This window comes from Chitinophaga sp. YR573 (assembly GCF_900110995.1).
Lineage (GTDB): Bacteria > Bacteroidota > Bacteroidia > Chitinophagales > Chitinophagaceae > Chitinophaga.
Genome location: NZ_FOJF01000001.1, coordinates 1883790 through 1902355, shown reverse-complemented (window position 1 = coordinate 1902355; position 18566 = coordinate 1883790). Strand labels below are relative to the sequence as shown.

The window sequence follows — 18566 nt, the reverse complement described above, 5'->3', positions numbered from 1 at the left end:
CAACTAACCAAAATTGGCTATGCTTAGAAATCTAAGAAAGTTTGTAGCGATAGGCAGCCTGTGTTTCCTGGGCCTGTCCATAACATCGGAAGTGCTTGCCCAGCAGTCCGACAAGATTAAAATTACAGGTAACATTAAGGATGAACTGAGAGCAGTAATGCCTGGTGTTACTGTCTATAACCAAAATACCAAGGCGGGCGCAACCACCGATGACAAAGGTAATTTTGCTATCGATGCAAGAAGGGGCGATACCCTGACAGCCCGTTTGATCGGTTACGAACCATATATCATCGTCATCAACAAAACAATCGATTTTGATATCACACTGAAAGCTACCAACAGCAGCCTGAATGAGGTGGTTGTAGTAGGTTTTGGTCAACAGAAAAAAATCAGCCTCGTAGGTGCACAGTCTACCGTTAAAATGGAAGAACTGAAACAACCGGTGGCTAACCTGAGTGCTGCACTGGCAGGTCATATCTCCGGTCTGGTAGGTGTGCAACGTTCCGGTCTTCCGGGTTCAAACGGCGCTGACCTCTGGATTCGTGGTATCTCTACTTTTAACCAGTCTGGTAACAGTGCTTCTCCGCTGATCGTCGTAGATGGAGTACAGGGCCGTGACATCAACAGTTTCGATCCTGAGGACATTTCTTCCTTCACCATTCTGAAAGATGCATCTGCAACCGCGGTATATGGTGTGGCTGGTGCGAATGGCGTTATCATCGTTACTACCAAGAAAGGGATGCCAGGTAAGACTAACCTGATGTTTAACTACAACCAGGGTATCACTTCTTTTACCAAGAAACCCGAGCTGACCGATGGTGTAATGTATATGATGCTGCGTAATGAAGCAGAACGTAATACAGGGCTTGCACCAGAATATTCCAACAATACTATCAACGCTACCATTCTTCATCAGGATCCAAATCTGTATCCAAACGTAGACTGGATGAGCGCTATCTTCAATGATGTAAGTCAGAACAAACGTGCTAACTTCAGCGCCCGTGGTGGTACTGATAACACGAACTACTATTTATCACTGGGATATTATGATGAAACGAGCTTGCTGAAAACAGATGCACTGCAGAGCTATGATGCATCTACCAAGTACAAACGTTATAACTTTACTTCCAATATAAATTCAAACTGGACGAAGACGACTAAGTTTGATCTCGGTATCCAGGGTAATATTTCTTCTACTAATACTCCTGATGTAGGTCCTGAAGATGCCTTTAGAAATGTAATGCAGACTAACCCTGTATTATATCCTATTATGTACCCGGGTAACCTGGTACCTAGTGTGAACTCACAGGGTGCACAGCCAAACCCTTACGTACAGATTACACAGACTGGTTACAGAAATACTTTCCAGAACCAGATTTATTCCAACGCACGTCTTACCCAGGACCTGAAAGCAATTTTGCCAGGGTTGTCTGCCTATGGTTTATTCTCATTTGACGTATATAACTCACACCAGATTCGCCGTTACCGTAACAGAAGTGCTTATCTGATCAATAAGGCCCGTCCTTACAACGCAGATGGTTCTATCAATCTGAACCTGATCTCTAACGGTAGTGATGATCTGTCTTACGAACGTGGTAACAACTCTAACCGCCAGTTCTATGTAGAAGGTGCCTTGAATTATGATCATGATTTTGGCCCTAAAAGTCATCTGACTGCATTATTCCTGTACAACCAGCGCGAACGTGTGGAAGCATTTGCCAATGATGTTACCAGCTCTCTGCCTTATCGTAGTATGGGATTGGCAGGTAGAGGTACTTACTCTTATGATAACAAGTATTTCGCTGAAGTAAACTTTGGTTATAATGGTTCTGAGAACTTTGCGCCAAGCCGTAAATTCGGTTTCTTCCCATCTTTTGGTGCTGGTTGGGTAATCTCTAATGAAGCATTCTTCGCAGAAGCAAAAAATACATTCCAGTTCCTGAAACTGCGTTACTCTGATGGTAAAGTAGGTGATGGTGGTAATGGTGGCCGTCGTTTCGGTTACCTGACACTCGTAGCAACTAACCCTGGTGGTAATGATGTGGGACTGGACTTTGGTAAAGCAGGTGCTACAATTGGCCGTAACGGTACTGTAATTACAGACTACGGTTCCAATGTAACCTGGGCTACTTCTCACAAACAGGATTTAGGTCTGGAATTCAGAACGCTGAAAGATCACCTGTCAGTAACAGCAGATATCTTCAAGGAAAAACGTTCCGGCGTATTCCTGCAGAGAGAATCACTGTCCTCTTTCGTAGGTCTGAACAGCGCTCCATGGGGTAACCTTGGGGTGATCCAGAACAAAGGGTTAGATGCGACTATCGAATTAACACCTGTTAAGATCGCTAAGGACATGACCCTGGATATGCGTGCAACTTTCAGTTACAACAGAGATAAGGTAATTGAGAATGATCAGCCTACCCAGCCTTTCGCTTACATGGAAAAACGCGGAACCAACTACAACTCCACTTTCGGTTATGTAGCAGATGGTTTGTTCATAGATCAGAACGATATCGACAAACATGCTAATCAATCAATATTCGGTACTGTTCATCCCGGTGATATCAAGTACAGAGACCTGAACAACGATGGTATCATCAATGCAAACGACGTACAGAGAATAGGTAACGGAGACGTACCAACTACCATTTATGGTATGGGTGTTAACCTTACCTGGAAAAACTTCTACATTGGCGTATTCTTCCAGGGTGTTATCGGTGCAGACAGGCTGTTATCCGGTGATGGTATCATTCCGTTCAACAACAGCACTGGTCCTGAAAGAAGTAACCTGTTCGCAATTGCAGAAGACAGATGGACTCCTGAAAATCAGAACCAGCATGCATTCTACCCAAGACTTGCATACGGTAACGCTGCTAACAAAAACAATTCACAGGTTTCCAGTTGGTGGGTAAAGGATATCAGCTTCCTGCGTTTGAAAACTGCTGATCTTGGCTATAATCTGCCAAAAGGTACACTCAGAAGTATTGGTTTAAAGAATGCCCGTATATATGTACAAGGATTGAACCTGTTCTATTGGAGCAAGTTTAAACTGTGGGATCCGGAGTTAAATACAAGTAACGGTACTAATTATCCAAACACGAGATCTGTAAACTTTGGTGTTCAGGCTAATTTCTAAAACAAAGACATTGAATCATCGTATTGAGATCAGTGCATAAACAGTTTTAAATGAAAAGAGTTTTCTTAATATTAGCAGCCGTAATGGCATTAGGAGTAACCTCCTGCAAAAAGTATCTTGATCAGGTGCCAGATGACGTACTCACCATCGACGATATCTTTAAATCCAAAACAAATACGGATAACTTCCTGGCAAACCTGTACTACTTATTACCAAATGAACACGAACAGCGGTTCACAGGAAATGAGAACTCCGGGCCATGGTATGCAGCTTCCGACGAATCCAAATACACCTGGTCTTTCAACTACACCAACGATATGAATGTTGGTGCATGGGCAAGCACAGATGATGAAGTAGCTACTTACTGGACCAATTATTATAAAGCGATCCGTAACGCTTCTTACTTCATTCAGAACATTGATAACGCAAACGCGGTAGAAGTAAACGCCGGACTGAAAAAACAATATAAGGCTGAAGCAAGAGCATTACGCGCTATGTTCTACTTCTTCCTGGTACGTACCTACGGGCCGGTAATTATGCTGGGCGAAACTCCGATAGATATTAACGCTTCTGCAGATGAACTGAAACTGAAACGTTCTCCGATGGATAGCTGTATCAGCTTCATCGTAAGTGAACTGGATAACGCAGCAGCTGACCTGGGTGCAGCTGTTCCTGGTGGTAAAGAGTATGGCAGAATCACCAGCGGTGTGGCAAAAGCCTATAAAGTAGAAGCATTGCTGCTGGCAGCAAGCCCTCTCTTTAATGGTAATGCAGACTATGCGAACTTTAAAAATCCGGGAGAATCTGATCCGCTGATCACACAGACTTATGATGCAACAAAATGGGATAAAGCTGCCACTGCTGCACAGGAGTTTATTACTACATATGTTCCAAGTCAGTATAGCCTCTTTAAAGTAAGCGACAATGATCCTTTTATAGCTGCTTATAAATCCTGCCGTGACGTAATGACTACTGAATGGAATAGTGAATGGATCTATGCCCGTGCTAATTCAGGAAGCTACATGCGTTACGACAGAACTCCATTCCATGCAGGTTTACCTGCCGATGAACATGGAGCTGGTGCGAATGGTGCTACACAGACAATGGTAGATGCTTACTTCATGGCAAACGGTTTACCTATCACCGCAGCAGGTGCAGGATATGTAGCTACTGGTTTCTCCAGCTTCCAGGCGCCTTTCGATGATGAAGCAAGAAGCACCTACAACCAGTGGACAAACAGAGAGCCACGTTTTTATGTAGGCATTACCTATAATAACAGCTTCTGGTTGTACCAGACAGGTTCTGATCCAATCGTTACCAATATGGAGTTTAACGGTAACTCCGGCAGAGGCCAGAGTACTTCCGATGTTTCTCCAACCGGTTACATTGTAAGAAAAGACGTAGCGGCCAATGATGACTCCCGTGGTGCATTACTGCTCAGATTAGCAAACATCTACCTGGATTATGCTGAAGCGCTGAACGAATCAAATCCTGCCAGTGCAGATATCCTGAAATACCTGAACCTCATTCGTGAGCGTGCCGGTGTTCCTCAATATGGTACTTCTATCCCTGTTCCTGCATCACAGGCTGATATGCGTGAAGCTATCCGTGCAGAAAGAAGAGTAGAACTGGCTTTTGAAAGTGTTCGTTATTTCGATACCCGTCGCTGGAAGATTGCAGAAGCAACTAACAATGGTCCTATTTATGGTATGGATATGACTAAGAGCGGTACTGATTTTTACAAGAAGACAGTAATAGAAACACGCATTTTCAAACCTAAGGATTATCTCTTCCCAATTCCAAACAAACAAATCCTTATTAATTCCAACCTGGTTCAAAACCCGGGATGGCAATAATTATTCTGATCTAATCATTATAACCTCCATTCTGTATAGGGGCCGGTCTTACAAGACCGGCCCCTTTTTATTTTGGTTTAATAACATTGAGTTCATATTGCATCTTTATTTTGTGTGCAATTCGGGATAACTATTACCCATATACCTGAAATATTTTATCCCTTTACCTAAATTTTATAACCCTCATGAAAACACTTAACCTATGGATGTTAGGCTGCTGCAGCGTATTGCTGTTCACGCAGTGTAGCAAACAAGACAATGAAGAATTGTTATCCCGTAAAGAGAACCGTTTGGCCGTAAGCAGCACATCTGAACTGGCATGTAATTGTCAGGAAAGCAGTACCAAACTTACCGGTACTGATGCTGATGCATGGGCAAAGAAATTTGCACCGTTATTAAAGTTTGATCGGGCTGCTCCTGATTATCCAACTTCTGTAGAAGACGTATGGGCTGCTACAAACCCTGCCAGTATTGTTTGTGGTGGTAAACTGATCTTAGTTAACAATACACCTCCGCGCAGCCTGATTTTCCCTACTTATTATGAAGTACAGGTACACCCAACAGATGCCAACAGGATCTTTGTTGACTACTGGTGGATTTACAAACGTCAGGAGAATTGTATTGGCAGCACTGGCGGTCATGATTACGATCTGGAACACGTAGTAGTACAGTTCAACAGATCTACACAGACGGCTATTTCTGTTACTTATTTTCAGCATGCCGGCTGGTACACCAAGAAGGCCCAGAATGTAACTTCAAATGGAGCAATAGAAGTGTATGTGGGAAAGATCGCTCATGGTAGTTATCATTTCAGGAACACGATCAGCTTTATTGGTTATGCCTGCAGCTACTGGGGTGATTACAGAAATCCAAATGGTACAAAAGATGAAGCTGTCACTGGTAACAACTTATCACAGATGTCCTGCGATATCACCCAGTTTAACTTCAGTGGTGGCTGGGGTGAGCCTGGTGCTGGTCCGTTATACCGCGACAGGGCTTACTGGAATTATACTGCCTGCAAAGGTACTGATGGTGCACTGGGTTCTGTAGATGGTTGCAGCCAGAGCGATTACAGCAATACTTCCTTAATTGGGAGTTTATAATGTTTGATTAATTTAAGAAGCCCTGGTAACGTTACTGTTATCGGGGCTTTTATATTAATGTCGCAAAAGACCTCTTCTTTGTCGCCTTCGCGTATCTACTGTATGAATATCCCAGTGTATGTTTGCATTAACAATTAAAAAATATCAACTATGGCAAATAGAACTGCAATCACCGTAGAAACCACTATTCAGGCTCCTGTAGAAAAGGTATGGAAATACTGGACAGAGCCTGCCCATATCCAGAACTGGACTTTTGCTTCTGACGACTGGCATGCGCCTTACGCAGATAATGATCTGAAAGAAGGCGGGAAATTTAAAACGACTATGGCTGCTAAAGATGGTAGTTTTAGTTTTGATTTCGGAGGAGTATATACAAATGTAGGAGAACATGAAGTGATTGAATATACAATGGACGATAGCCGGACAGTGAAAGTCAATTTCAGCAGTGAAGGTAATGCAACTAAAGTAGTGGAGACCTTTGAAGCAGAGGATACTAATTCTATTGAAATGCAGAAAGGCGGATGGCAGGCTATTTTGGATAATTTTAAGAAATATACAGAAGAGAACTAGTGTAGAGATATAGTGATCCTACGTTCATCCTACGTTCCGAACGTAGGATGAACGTAGGATCACTATATCTCTACTGTAATAATAGAAGATAACAGGCCAGTATTGAATAAAAACATAATAAATCTGTTATCTTTAAATGTATTAAAATTAACCCAATGAGAAAATACAGTTTGTTGCTGATATTAGCGTTCTGTACTACACCAGCGTTCTCTCAGACCTATATCACACATGCTTCCCTGATTAATGTAAACACCAGTAAGACAGATCCCGATCAGACTATTGTCATTGAGAATGACAGGATTACAGCAACAGGACCTTCCAAAAAGATAAAGATTCCCGCGAATGCTACTGTGATAGATGCCAGTGGTAAGTTTATCATGCCCGGTCTCACAGATGCACATATTCATTTTTTCCAGACCGGCGGATTGTATACCCGGCCTGATGGCATTAATCTAAATAAAGTATATCCTTATGAGAAAGACCAGCAATGGGCGAAAGATCATTTGAATGATTTGATGTCCCGCTACCTGGCCTGTGGGATTACTACAGTGATAGATGTAGGTGGCCCTTTCAGCAACTATGCTATCCGTGATAAAGCGAATGCGGATACTGCTTCTGTCACTGCATGGGTAACAGGGCCCTTAATCTCTACCTATCTGCCACCGAACCTTGATAAAACGGATCCTCCTATTATTAAGATTAATACACCGGAAGAAGCCCGTGAGCTGGTAAAGAAACAGTTGCCTTATAAACCTGATTTCATCAAGATATGGTATATCGTCCTGCCGGGGCAAACTGCAGAAAGCACCCTGCCAATTGTGCAGGCTGCAATAGATGAAAGTCATGCACACGGATTAAAGGTGGCCGTACATGCTACAGAATATGAAACGGCGAAATTAGCCGTTACTGCGGGCGCTGATATCTTAGTGCATAGTGTAGATGATAAGGTACTGGACAGTGGCATGCTGGAGCTTTTAAAGGCTAAAAAGACTGTTTATATCCCTACCCTGATAGTGTCTGAGAATTACAGGCGTACATTTACGCAGCAATTCAATTTTACTGCACATGATTTTACTTATGCGGACCCTTTTATGCTGGGGACGCTGATGGACCTTAAACATATACCCGCACCGGTTGATTATAAAGTAGCCCGTACAAAGTATCGTGTTCCTTCCTCTAAAGACAGTATGATGTTGGTTAATCTGAAGCTGGCAGAGGATGCTGGTGTACTGGTAGTAAGTGGTACGGATGCGGGTAATATCGCGACGCTGCATGCTGCTTCTTTTTTAACTGAGTTGCTGGCTATGCAGCAGGCAGGGCTGAGCAACTGGGAAATCATCCGTTCTTCTACCATCAATGCAGCAAAAGGATTTGGGAAAGATAAGGATTACGGAAGTATTGAAAAAGGGAAGGTTGCAGATTTAATATTACTAGAGAAAGATCCTGTAAAAGATATTAATGCGCTTGCGGATATTCATACGGTTATTCACAAGGGAAAGACATTTTATCCGCACCAATTACTGGCTGTGACTCCTGAGATACTCGTACAGCAGCAATTGAACGCTTATAACGCACATGATATTGAAGCCTTCCTGCAACCTTACAGTGATAGTGTAGCACTATATGATCAGGCATCCGGTAAGTTACTGATGAAAGGGAAAGAGCAGGTACGGCTGCGATATACTGATATGTTCACTAAGCTAACAGAATTGCATTGCCAACTGGTAAACAGAATGGTAGTAGGAAATACAATCATTGATCATGAGAAGCTGACAGGTATGAGAAGTACAACGGTAGAAGCGGTCGCTGTTTATACTATAGATAAAGGGAAGATTGTGAAGGTGTATTTTATAAGATAATCTGAATTAAAGATCTGAAGCGGGGTTGTGGGTGGTTGTAATTGTCAATAACATAAGGGTGCGAAATTAATAAAATATCGGGAGTATCTTTGTTATACAATAGATGGCTACTTCTGAGAACATTCTTTTTAATGCCCTCAAACATCATAGGGGATTCATTTGCCAGCAACTGCAAACGGCAAATGTTACTTCATTGCATATCCTCGGTAACTCCCAGATGGATATCTATTATGGTTCTCTTGACTTAGATTCTTTATTCAGAGAAGTAATAGCATTAATACCCGCTGATGATGAAGGATCCTATCTGATCTGGCTAAACGGCAAACATAAAGAAATTACGTTGTCTGATACCTCACGCTGGGTGCTGCTACATGGTACGGAACCCGGAAAATACATTCATCTGCATCCCGCACGTTATTCCCCGCACAGCCTGCGTGTTAAAGCTACTATCCTCAAAACGGCAATGGCTATCATAATAGCAGGAGTAGTACCCGACCTGGATACCGTGAATCATATACGCCGTTCAATATCGCTTTCTCCCGTGAAAAATCTGGAACAGTGTGAGCATTTGTGGGAAGTATTAGAGATGCTGCATGTTTAAACTGCGCGGTTACAAACACTTTGTCCGATATCGACCACTTTTTTAAATAAAAAATCGCGTAATTATTTAATTACCATTGTTTTAAGATTGGCTTATCTCTTGTAAATATCCAGGCATGGATAGAGAGATTACATCAACTAAAAGGAGAAATACCATTCTTATCACTATCATGACTATAGTAGTTTTGATAGTTGCTATATGGCTTGTAAGGAGCTTCTTTAAATCAACCATAAAGAAAGGTGAAATTACAACGGGGACCGTTGAAGTAGGAGATATTGAGAATACCATCAATGCTTCAGGAGAGGTGATCCCGGAGTTTGAAGAGATTGTTACCAGCCCGATTAATGCATCTATTAAAGATGCTGCTATAGATGCCGGCAATAAAGTGAATGCCGGGCAATCTATACTTACCCTTGATAAATCCGCTACACAAACAGCTTTTGAGAAGCAAAAGTTTCAACTGGAAAGTAAACGTAATGAGATCAGCAAACTAAAGCTGGATCTTGATAAGAGCTTTTATGATATACAATCGAATAATGATATTAAGCAGCTGAAGATTGGCAGTCTGACAGATGCTGTAGAGAATGCAAAACGATTGTATAAAGCGGGTGGTGGTACAAGGGAAAGTATTGAACAGGCAGAATTGAATTTAAAAGTAGCACAGCTGGAGAAGAAGCAACTGGAGAATGAGATAAAGAGTAAACAGCAGACCATGCGGATAGAGATACAGGAAGCCGTTATTGCAGCTGCTATACAACAAAATGATCTCGATGAGCTACAAAGGAAATTAAACCTGGCGAATGTAGTGGCCACAAGGGCTGGTGTAGTTACCTATGTGAATAAGAATATAGGTGCTAATATAAGAGAAGGAGAAATGATTGCCCGCATAGCAGACCTGAACAGCTTTAAAATAACCGGCAATATATCGGATAATTATTTAGATCAGTTACATAATAATATGCCGGCTATTATTCGTATCAACGATACACAACTAAGAGGACATGTAACGAATGTATATCCCTCTGTACAAAATAGCATTATCACCTTCGATATTCAACTGGAAGAACGTAATAATAAACAGCTGCGTCCTAATATGAAAGTGGATGTATTTGTAGTGACCGCCACACACAGCAAAGTAATGCGGGTAGCAAACGGAGCTGCATTTAAAGGAACAAGTCCGCAGGATATATTCGTACTGAATAACGGCAAAGCAGAAAGACGCAGCATTCATACAGGATTAAGCAATTTCGATTATATAGAACTGATAGATGGTTTAAAACCTGGTGATGTAGTGATCACCTCAGATATGAGCGATTACAAAAATTCAAAGGAATTAACCATCACACCATGAGATACCTTCTACTTCTTTTAATAGCCAGCAGCGTACATGCCAGTGATACCGTCCGTTTATCATTGCAGCAGGTAGTGGAAATGGCAAGGCAAAACTCCATAGCAGCCAAACAGGCGATTGCTACAAAGGAGAATAAATACTGGCAGTGGCGTACGTTCAGATCCAATTACCAGCCGCAGCTATCGTTAACGGGCGTATTACCCGGTTACAGTAAAACTTCTACCCAGGTGTTACAGCCGAATGGTACTATCCTGTTCCAGCCTATACATAATGATAATTCTTCTCTTACACTGGATTTCAGTCAGACCATTACCGCTACAGGGGGTACTATCTATGGAACTACTGCATTACAGCGCTTTGACGATTTTGACCGTAATAATGTATTGTATAATGGAGTACCTTATGCAATAGGGTATAGCCAGCCGTTGTTACAGTATAACAGTTTAAAATGGGATAAACGGATAGAGCCGCTGAAATACAATGAAAGCAAACAGGCGTATATCGAATCTCAGGAGCTGATAGCGATTACTGTAGAAGGGTACTTTTTTGATCTGTTACTCGCGCAAGTAAATTTACAGGTAGCAGAAAACAACCTGGAAAACACAAAAAAGATCTTAGACATCGCCAATACTAAATTTGAACTGGGGAAGATATCGAGGAATGAGATCCTGCAATTACAACTGGAATTATTAAACGCCAGAAAAGCAGTAGGAACAGCCAAAAGGGATATAGAAATAACTACTTTAACATTACGAAGTTACACAGGATTTGAAGATACGGATAAGGTATCACTTGTTATCCCTGCTGCAGCTACCAATATGGAAGTCTCTGCAGACAGAGTATTAACAGAGGCTTTTGCGAACAGATCAGATGCCATTGCTTTTATAAGGAGGATGGCCGAAGCACAACGGGATGTAGCAAAGGCCAAAGGGCAAAGCGGCCTGGTAGCCACGCTTACCGCTAACCTGGGGTATTCGAAAAGCGCTTCTACCATTCCGGATGTTTACCGTTCTCCGCAGGACCAGCAGCTGTTACAATTGCAGTTCTCTATACCAATTCTGGACTGGGGCCGTTCGAAATCCCGTATTAAAACAGCACAGGCGAATGAACAATTTACAGCCTATGCCGTTGAGCAGGATAAGCAGACCTTTAAACAACAGATCGTAACACAGGTAACGTTGTTCAATATGATGAATGAACAGATCCTTTCCACTGCAGAGGCAGACAGTATCGCTGCTGAGAAATATAAGATTGCCAGGGAAAGATATGTACTGGGAGATCTTAGTATCACAGACCTCAGCATCGCCTTCCAGGAAAACGATCAGGCCAAACGGGATTATATTAATGCATTAAGAGACCTATGGGGTGCGTATTACCAACTACGTTATCTCTCTTTATATGACTTTGAAAAAAACAGAAAACTATGATACGTCTGCAAAACATTGAAAAGGTATATCGTACAGATACGATTGAAACCCTGGCATTGAACAGTATTAGTTTAGATATAGACAAAGGAGAATTCCTGTCTATTATGGGCCCTTCCGGTTGTGGTAAAAGTACCCTGTTGAATATTATGGGATTACTGGATGCTCCTTCCAAAGGAGATGTGAGAATAGCAGAACAGGAAACATTAAACTTATCCGATAAACAACTGGCACATTTCAGGAACCAGAAACTCGGGTTTATATTCCAGAGTTATCATCTTATTAATGATCTGCAGGTACTGGATAATGTAGAGCTGCCTTTATTATATCGCAATACTACTGCTAAAGAAAGGAAACAATTGGCTACAGAAGCATTGGAGAAAGTAGGATTGTCTAACAGGATCAAACATTTTCCTACACAGCTTTCCGGCGGGCAAAGACAACGTGTAGCCATTGCGCGGGCAATAGTAGGAAGACCGGAAATCATTCTGGCAGATGAACCTACCGGTAACCTGGACAGCGCCATGGGGAATGAGATTATGGAGATACTGATACAGTTGAATAAGGTAGATGGGACTACCATCGTGATGGTTACCCACGATGAGAATATGGCGAATAAAACGCATCGTTTGGTAAGACTGTTCGACGGTGCACAGGTACTGTGATCACTTTTAAATCAACATCATGTTAAAGAATTATTTTAAAATAGCTATAGCAGTACTCAAACGCCGGAAGTTTTTCACCTTCATCAGCCTGTTCGGTATCAGCTTTACATTGACGATACTGATCGTATTGACTGCCTTTATCGATAAGGTAATAGGAGATGATTATCCTGATAAAAAAAGAGATCGTTCTTTATATATCAATAGAATTGAAGAAAACGGGAAAGATAACAACAGCTCTGCAACACTTTCGTTTTCTTTTCTAACCCGTTACGCAGGCAGTTTAAAGACTGCTGAGAAGATGACTATATTCTCCGAGTTTAGAGGTACGAATACCTATGTGAATAATAAAAAGATCTCCATCAATTATAAGTATACGGATGCCAATTATTGGGATATACTGGAATACCAGTTCCTGGAGGGAAAGCCTTTTACCCGGCAACAGGTGGATAATGGAGAGAAAGTGGCCGTTATATCAGCTGATATAAAAAAGGAATATTTTGGAGATGTTGCATCTGTAGTGGGCAAATATATTGAAGCAGATAATGTACAATACAGGGTGAGTGGTGTGGTGAAAAGTCTTCCTATTACTTCATATATGCTATACAGTGATATCTATCTTCCCTATACCGTTTCAAAAAAGGCCTATAAAGGAACAGGCTACAAAGGTGAATATATGGCCATCTTACTAGCTCCTTCAAAAGCAGATGTAGCTAAAATGCATGACGAGTATGAACAGGTTGTTGGTAAGATACCTATGGAAAGTAAGGAGTTTACCGAGATTCATAGTCATGCCGATTCATACGTGGTCGGTTATGTAAATACCGGTAATGAAAAGAAATCAGGTATGCTGTATGCACTTACTGCTATCGGATCATTTGTATTTCTGTTTATGTTGTTACCTACATTGAATCTGGTGAATATTAACATCACCCGCATTATGGAACGTTCTTCTGAAATAGGTGTAAGGAAGGCTTTCGGGGCTTCTTCCGGAACACTTGTATACCAGTTCATTGTTGAAAACATCATCCTTACTTTATTAGGAGGAGTGATAGGATTTATATTATCTGTCATTGCACTTTATTTCATTAATGAAATGAATCTGATTGCCAACCTGGAACTTACCATCAATTTTACTGTTTTGTTCTGTGGCTTGGTGGTGTGTTTATTTTTTGGCTTGCTGTCTGGCGTATATCCTGCATGGCGGATGTCTAAACTAAATGTGGTAAACGCTTTAAAAGCACAATAACGAATTATATGTACAGACATTTATTTAAACTGATCTGGAATAAAAGGAAACAGAATTTTTTGTTGATGTCGGAGATGTTGGTTTCCTTCCTGGTAATATTTGCAGTATTTACCCTGCTGGTATATTATTATCAGAATTATAAAAAACCTATGGGGTTTGATTATGAACATGTATGGGTCATTAGTTACAGCAATGGTGATAAGAACCCCAATGGAGATTCGCTGAAATTGTTTTATGAAATATTGAAAAGGGATATACGGGCTATGCCGGAAGTAAAGGCGGTTGGTCAGATGAGTCCTAATATTCCATTTTCGAGCAACTCTATGCAGAATGGATTTCGTTATAAGGGTAAAGTTGTAGAGAGCGTCAACGACTATAAGGTAGATGATAGCTATAAAGATGTATTACACCTGAAAATACTGGAAGGACGCTGGTTTAACAAAGGAGATGCGGTTGCCCATACAAGACCTGTTCTTATCAATAATGGTCTTAGAGAAAAATTGTTTGGTAAGGAGCCTGTAGTGGGAAAGATTATTGAAGATAGACAAATCATTGGTGTAGTGGCTGATACCAAGTTCAAAGGAGATTATACCTCGGCGGGGTTTGCTTCTTATTCCAGGATAGATACCAGCAACATCCATTGGATAGATAGACTGCTGGTAAATGTAACTGCAGATGCAGGCCCTGCTTTTGAAGGCCGCTTGTATAAAAAGGTAGCAGGATATATAGAAAATTCCAATGTAGAAATCGAACATCTGGTCAATAAACGGAAAAGTATTAATTACTTTGCATTAGTACCCATAATCGTGCTTTCAATTGTAAGCTGTTTCCTGATCATCAATGTGGCATTAGGCTTATTTGGTGTACTTTGGTATAATATCAACAGGCGGAGAGGAGAGATAGGGCTACGCAGGGCAATAGGGGCTACGGGACGATCTGTTGCCAGTCAGCTGGTGATAGAGTCAATGATCCTGGCTACCTTTTCACTGATTATAGGGACATTTTTTGCGGTGCAATTTCCGTTGTTAAATGTGTTTGATCTGCCTACGAGTGTTTACATGACAGCGCTGGTATTGTCAATAATATTTATTTATCTTTTGGTACTGATATGTGCTTTTTACCCGGGTAGACAGGCAGCGGCTATTTATCCTGCGGTTGCGTTACATGAAGAATAATATATGATACTGATCATTGATGATGATATTGCGGTAAGGGTTTCGCTACAGTTGCTGTTAAACAGCAATAAATACGATGTAACTGTAGCAGAAGGACCTGAAATGGCATTGAGGATACTCAGTCAGGATAAACCTGATCTGATTATCCTCGATCTTAATTTTACGATAGAAACATCAGGAGAAGAAGGACTGATCCTGTTAAAGAAGATCCGGCAGATTAATCCAACCGTCCCTGTTATTTTAATAACCGGTTGGGGAAGTATTGAGCTGGCGGTAAGTGGTATGAAAGCCGGGGCCAATGATTTCATTAACAAACCCTGGAATAACGAACACCTGCTGCAATCCGTTAAAACCCTGCTGGATTTACAGGAGCATAAATCTGAAAGTCATACCAGGAAAGAGCTGGATAAGATCTATCATTTCCAGCATATCATAGGGGAAGATCCCAGGATGTTAAATATCCTGGAGACGATTGGCAGGGTGGCTGCTACTGATGCCTCTGTGCTGATAATGGGAGAGAGTGGTACAGGTAAGGAGTTGATAGCTGAGGCTGTGCATCAGAATAGTGTACGCCGTAATAAACCTTTTATTAAGGTGAATCTTGGAGGGATATCCACTTCGTTGTTTGAAAGTGAGATGTTCGGACATGTAAGGGGGGCTTTTACAGATGCCCGCTTTGATCGTACCGGTCGTTTTGAGACTGCTCATAAGGGTACTATATTTTTGGATGAGATAGGCGACCTGGATGCGGGTAGTCAGGTGAAGTTGCTGCGGGTATTGCAGGACAGGACCTATGAAGTATTGGGTAGCAGTCGTACGAAAACAGTGGATGTACGCATTGTATGTGCTACTAATAAAGATCTGAATGAGATGGTAGTCCGTAACAATTTCCGGGAAGACCTGCTATATCGTATCAACCTGATCACCATTCATCTGCCTGCTTTGCGGGAGCGGCCAAAGGATATCCCTTTGCTGGTGAATTTCTTTATCAATAATCTGAAAGAGATTTATAACCGGCCTTCTCTGACGGTATCTCCGACTGCCATGAAATGGATGCAGCAGTTACCTTTACCCGGTAATATCCGGCAGTTGAAGAACCTGGTGGAGCGGTCTATACTGGTAAGCAAAAAAGATATCCTGGAGACGGATGATTTCCGTTCACAACTGGAGTTGTCGCCAGCGAAAATGGGCAGTGTGCAGTTCCCTGGTGTGGGCATGATTACACTGGAAGAAATGGAAATCGAGATGATTAAGCGGGCAATGAGTCATCATAAGAATAAGATAGCAAGAGCGGCGGCATCACTTGGACTTACACGCAGTGCATTATACCGGCGATTGGAGAAATATCAAATACCCTACGATGAGGCTGAGGACTAAATACATATTTTTTGTAGTCACACTGCACCTGGTAACACTTGTTCTCAGTTATTTTATTTTCAATGCCAATAAGATCTTTTTTATCATCTCAGAGATTTTTGTCATTATCTCTGTTATTATTGCTATACAACTTTACCGGCAGCTAATCCGTCCGTTGAAACTGTTGATGCAGGGTGTGGATGCTATCCGCGACAGGGATTTCAATGTAAAATTTCTATCTACGGGTAAACATGAGATGGATCAGCTGATCAGTGTATATAATCATATGATAGATGAGTTGCGGAAAGAACGTACCCGTCAGGAACAGCAGCATTTCTTCCTGGAAAAGCTGATCCATACTTCACCTACAGGGATCATTATTCTGGATTATAACGGGCATATACAGCAGATTAATCCTAAGGCGAGGCAGTTATTAGCTGTAGATGCAGGTGTGTATGACCTACCGGCGGGTAATGCCTTATCTCAATATATTTCTCTTTTAAAATCCGGAGAGACTATTACCGTGAAACCGGATGGAGTGAATACTTATAAGCTGCAAAAATCGCACTTTATAGACCGGGGCTTTCCACGTCACTTTATTATGATAGAGGAGCTGACGGCGGAAATACTGGCGGCGGAGAAACATGTGTATGGAAAGGTCATCAGGATGATGGCGCATGAGGTGAATAATACAATTGGGCCGGTAAACTCTATTATACAATCTACATTAGAGGCAACGCCATTATCTATCCCGCTGAAAGAGGCTTTGCAGGTTGCATTGGACCGTAATCAGAACCTTAACCTTTTTATGCGGAACTTTGCGGAACTGGTAAAATTACCGCAGGTGAATAAAAAACAGGTAGACTTGCGTAAGCTGATTAATGATGTATGTATACTGATGAAAATGAAATCTGAAGAGCATGAAGTAGCATTAATCATGAAAGTGCCGGATAAACCGTTCTATATTTCTGCGGATGAACAGCAACTGGAACAGGCACTGATCAACATCGTAAAGAATGCAATTGAAGCGGTGGAAGAGAAAGGTAGTGTGACATTTGCGCTCAATGCCCGGCAACTTATTATTACTGATACCGGCAAAGGCATCAGTACTCCTCAACAGGAGTTATTGTTTACTCCTTTCTTTAGTACTAAAAAAGACGGACAGGGCATTGGATTAATGCTGGTACGTGAGATATTAGTGAATCACGGATTTGAGTTTTCTTTGAAAACAGTAGCAGAAAGACAAACGGAGTTTGTAATTAATTTTGGTTACTGATCTTATCTTTTTGAATAGGAGAGTAATCTGATTTAAGCTGTCCATTGACAATGATTTTGTCAAAGTAGCATTTTACACCGGTAGCAATGTTGATGTTTTCCACGTTTTGTATGTGAAAATGCAGATGTGGTTCTGAAGAGTTACCCGTATTCCCGCAAAGCCCCAGTAGTTGTCCCTGTTTAATTTTTTGCCCTTCTTTTACCTGTATGGAATGATTTTTAAAATGAGCAAAGAAGAGGAATTCATTATTATCTGTTTTTAGTATTACGCAGTTTCCAAGCGCCATCATAGGGTTCATCACTCCGGGTATATTATCTTTTACACCATCTACGGCCATTGCTATTTCTCCATCGCAGGGAGCTGTTAATTCCTTTCCGAAGGCATAATAATCTTCATTACTACTGCCATTTGTTTTAAACGATTTACCGGTGTTATCCTTTATCAGGATATCAAAAGCATTCTTTTGAGCCTCGCTTTGAACATGGTAATTTAATTCTTTGGTATCACCACCCCAGAGAACGTTCCATTCTCCTTTGAAAGGTAATTTCAGTTTGGTGGTATTCCGTTCAACAACAGGAAGGCTGTTGTATGGTGTAATAGTAAAACCTGTGATAGATGCATTATTATCTATAGAGATGTTCAGCATAAAGAGCGCCTTCTCGAAAGTGGTTTTATAGGAGGCTGCTACTGATGTGGACTTTATAAATTGTTTTTTGGTTATTTGCCCACATCCGGTTTTCAGATTTGTAAAGAACCCTGTGAGTTTATCCAGGGGTAATGCCTGTTTCGTTTCGGCAGAGAGCATGCTGAATATACTATCGTATTTCCCTGCATTGTAAGCAGATTGAAATTTGTCTGTGACGGCTTTGTATCCCCGGCTTTCTGTCTGAGCAAAAAGGTGACTGATACTGCATGTAAGAGCAAGGATGAATAGAAAGTGGCGCATAT

Annotated in this window: 14 protein-coding genes; 13 read left to right on the top strand and 1 reads right to left on the bottom strand. The window is 41.5% G+C overall.

Translation table 11 applies throughout. From position 1 onward, the window contains the following. Nucleotides 1-19 precede the first annotated feature (19 nt). The 13 genes from BMW86_RS07980 to BMW86_RS07920 all read left to right on the top strand — a co-directional run bounded on the left by BMW86_RS07980 (nt 20) and on the right by BMW86_RS07920 (nt 17618). Nucleotides 20-3136, top strand: coding sequence for a SusC/RagA family TonB-linked outer membrane protein (locus tag BMW86_RS07980; RefSeq protein ID WP_089780655.1), 3117 nt, complete (start codon nt 20-22; stop codon nt 3134-3136). Nucleotides 3137-3186: 50 nt separating this feature from the next. Further along, complete coding sequence (locus tag BMW86_RS07975) at nt 3187-4992, top strand: RagB/SusD family nutrient uptake outer membrane protein (protein WP_089780652.1); 1806 nt, start codon at nt 3187-3189, stop codon at nt 4990-4992. A gap of 185 nt (nt 4993-5177) precedes the next feature. After that, on the top strand, nt 5178-6095 hold the full coding sequence (locus BMW86_RS07970) for a xanthine dehydrogenase family protein molybdopterin-binding subunit (protein WP_089780650.1): 918 nt from the start codon (nt 5178-5180) through the stop codon (nt 6093-6095). A gap of 150 nt (nt 6096-6245) precedes the next feature. Continuing rightward, nucleotides 6246-6665: an SRPBCC family protein gene (locus BMW86_RS07965; RefSeq protein WP_089780648.1), complete on the top strand. Its 420-nt coding sequence runs from the start codon at nt 6246-6248 to the stop codon at nt 6663-6665. Between the two features lie 155 nt (nt 6666-6820). Continuing rightward, nucleotides 6821-8524, top strand: a complete 1704-nt coding sequence (locus tag BMW86_RS07960) for an amidohydrolase family protein (RefSeq protein WP_089780646.1) — start codon at nt 6821-6823, stop codon at nt 8522-8524. Between the two features lie 103 nt (nt 8525-8627). Next, entirely contained in the window at nt 8628-9125 is a 498-nt protein-coding gene (locus tag BMW86_RS07955; RefSeq protein ID WP_089780641.1) for a hypothetical protein, read from the top strand. Nucleotides 9126-9240: 115 nt separating this feature from the next. Then, on the top strand, nt 9241-10476 hold the full coding sequence (locus BMW86_RS07950) for an efflux RND transporter periplasmic adaptor subunit (protein ID WP_089780640.1): 1236 nt from the start codon (nt 9241-9243) through the stop codon (nt 10474-10476). Continuing rightward, nucleotides 10473-11903, top strand: a complete 1431-nt coding sequence (locus BMW86_RS07945; RefSeq protein ID WP_089780638.1) for a TolC family protein — start codon at nt 10473-10475, stop codon at nt 11901-11903. Before BMW86_RS07950 ends, BMW86_RS07945 begins: the two co-directional genes overlap by 4 nt. Then, nucleotides 11900-12565 carry an ABC transporter ATP-binding protein gene (locus tag BMW86_RS07940; protein ID WP_089780636.1) on the top strand — a complete coding sequence of 222 codons (666 nt, stop codon included), beginning with the start codon at nt 11900-11902 and terminating at the stop codon, nt 12563-12565. The genes BMW86_RS07945 and BMW86_RS07940 overlap by 4 nt, the downstream gene beginning before the upstream one ends. Nucleotides 12566-12584: 19 nt before the next feature. Further along, complete coding sequence (locus BMW86_RS07935; RefSeq protein ID WP_089780635.1) at nt 12585-13811, top strand: ABC transporter permease; 1227 nt, start codon at nt 12585-12587, stop codon at nt 13809-13811. An 8-nt stretch (nt 13812-13819) separates the two neighbouring features. Next, nucleotides 13820-14986, top strand: coding sequence for an ABC transporter permease (locus tag BMW86_RS07930; protein WP_089780632.1), 1167 nt, complete (start codon nt 13820-13822; stop codon nt 14984-14986). A gap of 3 nt (nt 14987-14989) precedes the next feature. Further along, the gene (locus BMW86_RS07925; protein WP_089780630.1) at nt 14990-16363 is read left to right on the top strand and encodes a sigma-54-dependent transcriptional regulator; all 1374 of its coding nucleotides are present in this window, start codon (nt 14990-14992) and stop codon (nt 16361-16363) included. After that, on the top strand, nt 16347-17618 hold the full coding sequence (locus tag BMW86_RS07920; RefSeq protein WP_089780629.1) for a sensor histidine kinase: 1272 nt from the start codon (nt 16347-16349) through the stop codon (nt 17616-17618). Before BMW86_RS07925 ends, BMW86_RS07920 begins: the two co-directional genes overlap by 17 nt. Here the strand turns inward: BMW86_RS07920 and BMW86_RS07915 are convergent. Beyond that, entirely contained in the window at nt 17602-18564 is a 963-nt protein-coding gene (locus BMW86_RS07915; protein ID WP_089780627.1) for a peptidoglycan DD-metalloendopeptidase family protein, read from the bottom strand. The genes BMW86_RS07920 and BMW86_RS07915 overlap by 17 nt on opposite strands. Nucleotides 18565-18566 lie beyond the last annotated feature (2 nt).

What these genes read in the sequence shown, in the direction of transcription:
- BMW86_RS07980 (WP_089780655.1), top strand. Translation starts at nt 20, where the DNA reads ATGCTTAGAAATCTAAGAAAGTTTGTAGCGATAGGCAGCCTGTGTTTC.
- BMW86_RS07940 (WP_089780636.1), top strand. Translation starts at nt 11,900, where the DNA reads ATGATACGTCTGCAAAACATTGAAAAGGTATATCGTACAGATACGATT.
- BMW86_RS07960 (WP_089780646.1), top strand. Translation starts at nt 6,821, where the DNA reads ATGAGAAAATACAGTTTGTTGCTGATATTAGCGTTCTGTACTACACCA.
- BMW86_RS07955 (WP_089780641.1), top strand. Translation starts at nt 8,628, where the DNA reads ATGGCTACTTCTGAGAACATTCTTTTTAATGCCCTCAAACATCATAGG.
- BMW86_RS07915 (WP_089780627.1), bottom strand. Translation starts at nt 18,564, where the DNA reads ATGCGCCACTTTCTATTCATCCTTGCTCTTACATGCAGTATCAGTCAC.
- BMW86_RS07930 (WP_089780632.1), top strand. Translation starts at nt 13,820, where the DNA reads ATGTACAGACATTTATTTAAACTGATCTGGAATAAAAGGAAACAGAAT.
- BMW86_RS07950 (WP_089780640.1), top strand. Translation starts at nt 9,241, where the DNA reads ATGGATAGAGAGATTACATCAACTAAAAGGAGAAATACCATTCTTATC.
- BMW86_RS07970 (WP_089780650.1), top strand. Translation starts at nt 5,178, where the DNA reads ATGAAAACACTTAACCTATGGATGTTAGGCTGCTGCAGCGTATTGCTG.
- BMW86_RS07925 (WP_089780630.1), top strand. Translation starts at nt 14,990, where the DNA reads ATGATACTGATCATTGATGATGATATTGCGGTAAGGGTTTCGCTACAG.
- BMW86_RS07975 (WP_089780652.1), top strand. Translation starts at nt 3,187, where the DNA reads ATGAAAAGAGTTTTCTTAATATTAGCAGCCGTAATGGCATTAGGAGTA.
- BMW86_RS07920 (WP_089780629.1), top strand. Translation starts at nt 16,347, where the DNA reads ATGAGGCTGAGGACTAAATACATATTTTTTGTAGTCACACTGCACCTG.
- BMW86_RS07945 (WP_089780638.1), top strand. Translation starts at nt 10,473, where the DNA reads ATGAGATACCTTCTACTTCTTTTAATAGCCAGCAGCGTACATGCCAGT.
- BMW86_RS07935 (WP_089780635.1), top strand. Translation starts at nt 12,585, where the DNA reads ATGTTAAAGAATTATTTTAAAATAGCTATAGCAGTACTCAAACGCCGG.
- BMW86_RS07965 (WP_089780648.1), top strand. Translation starts at nt 6,246, where the DNA reads ATGGCAAATAGAACTGCAATCACCGTAGAAACCACTATTCAGGCTCCT.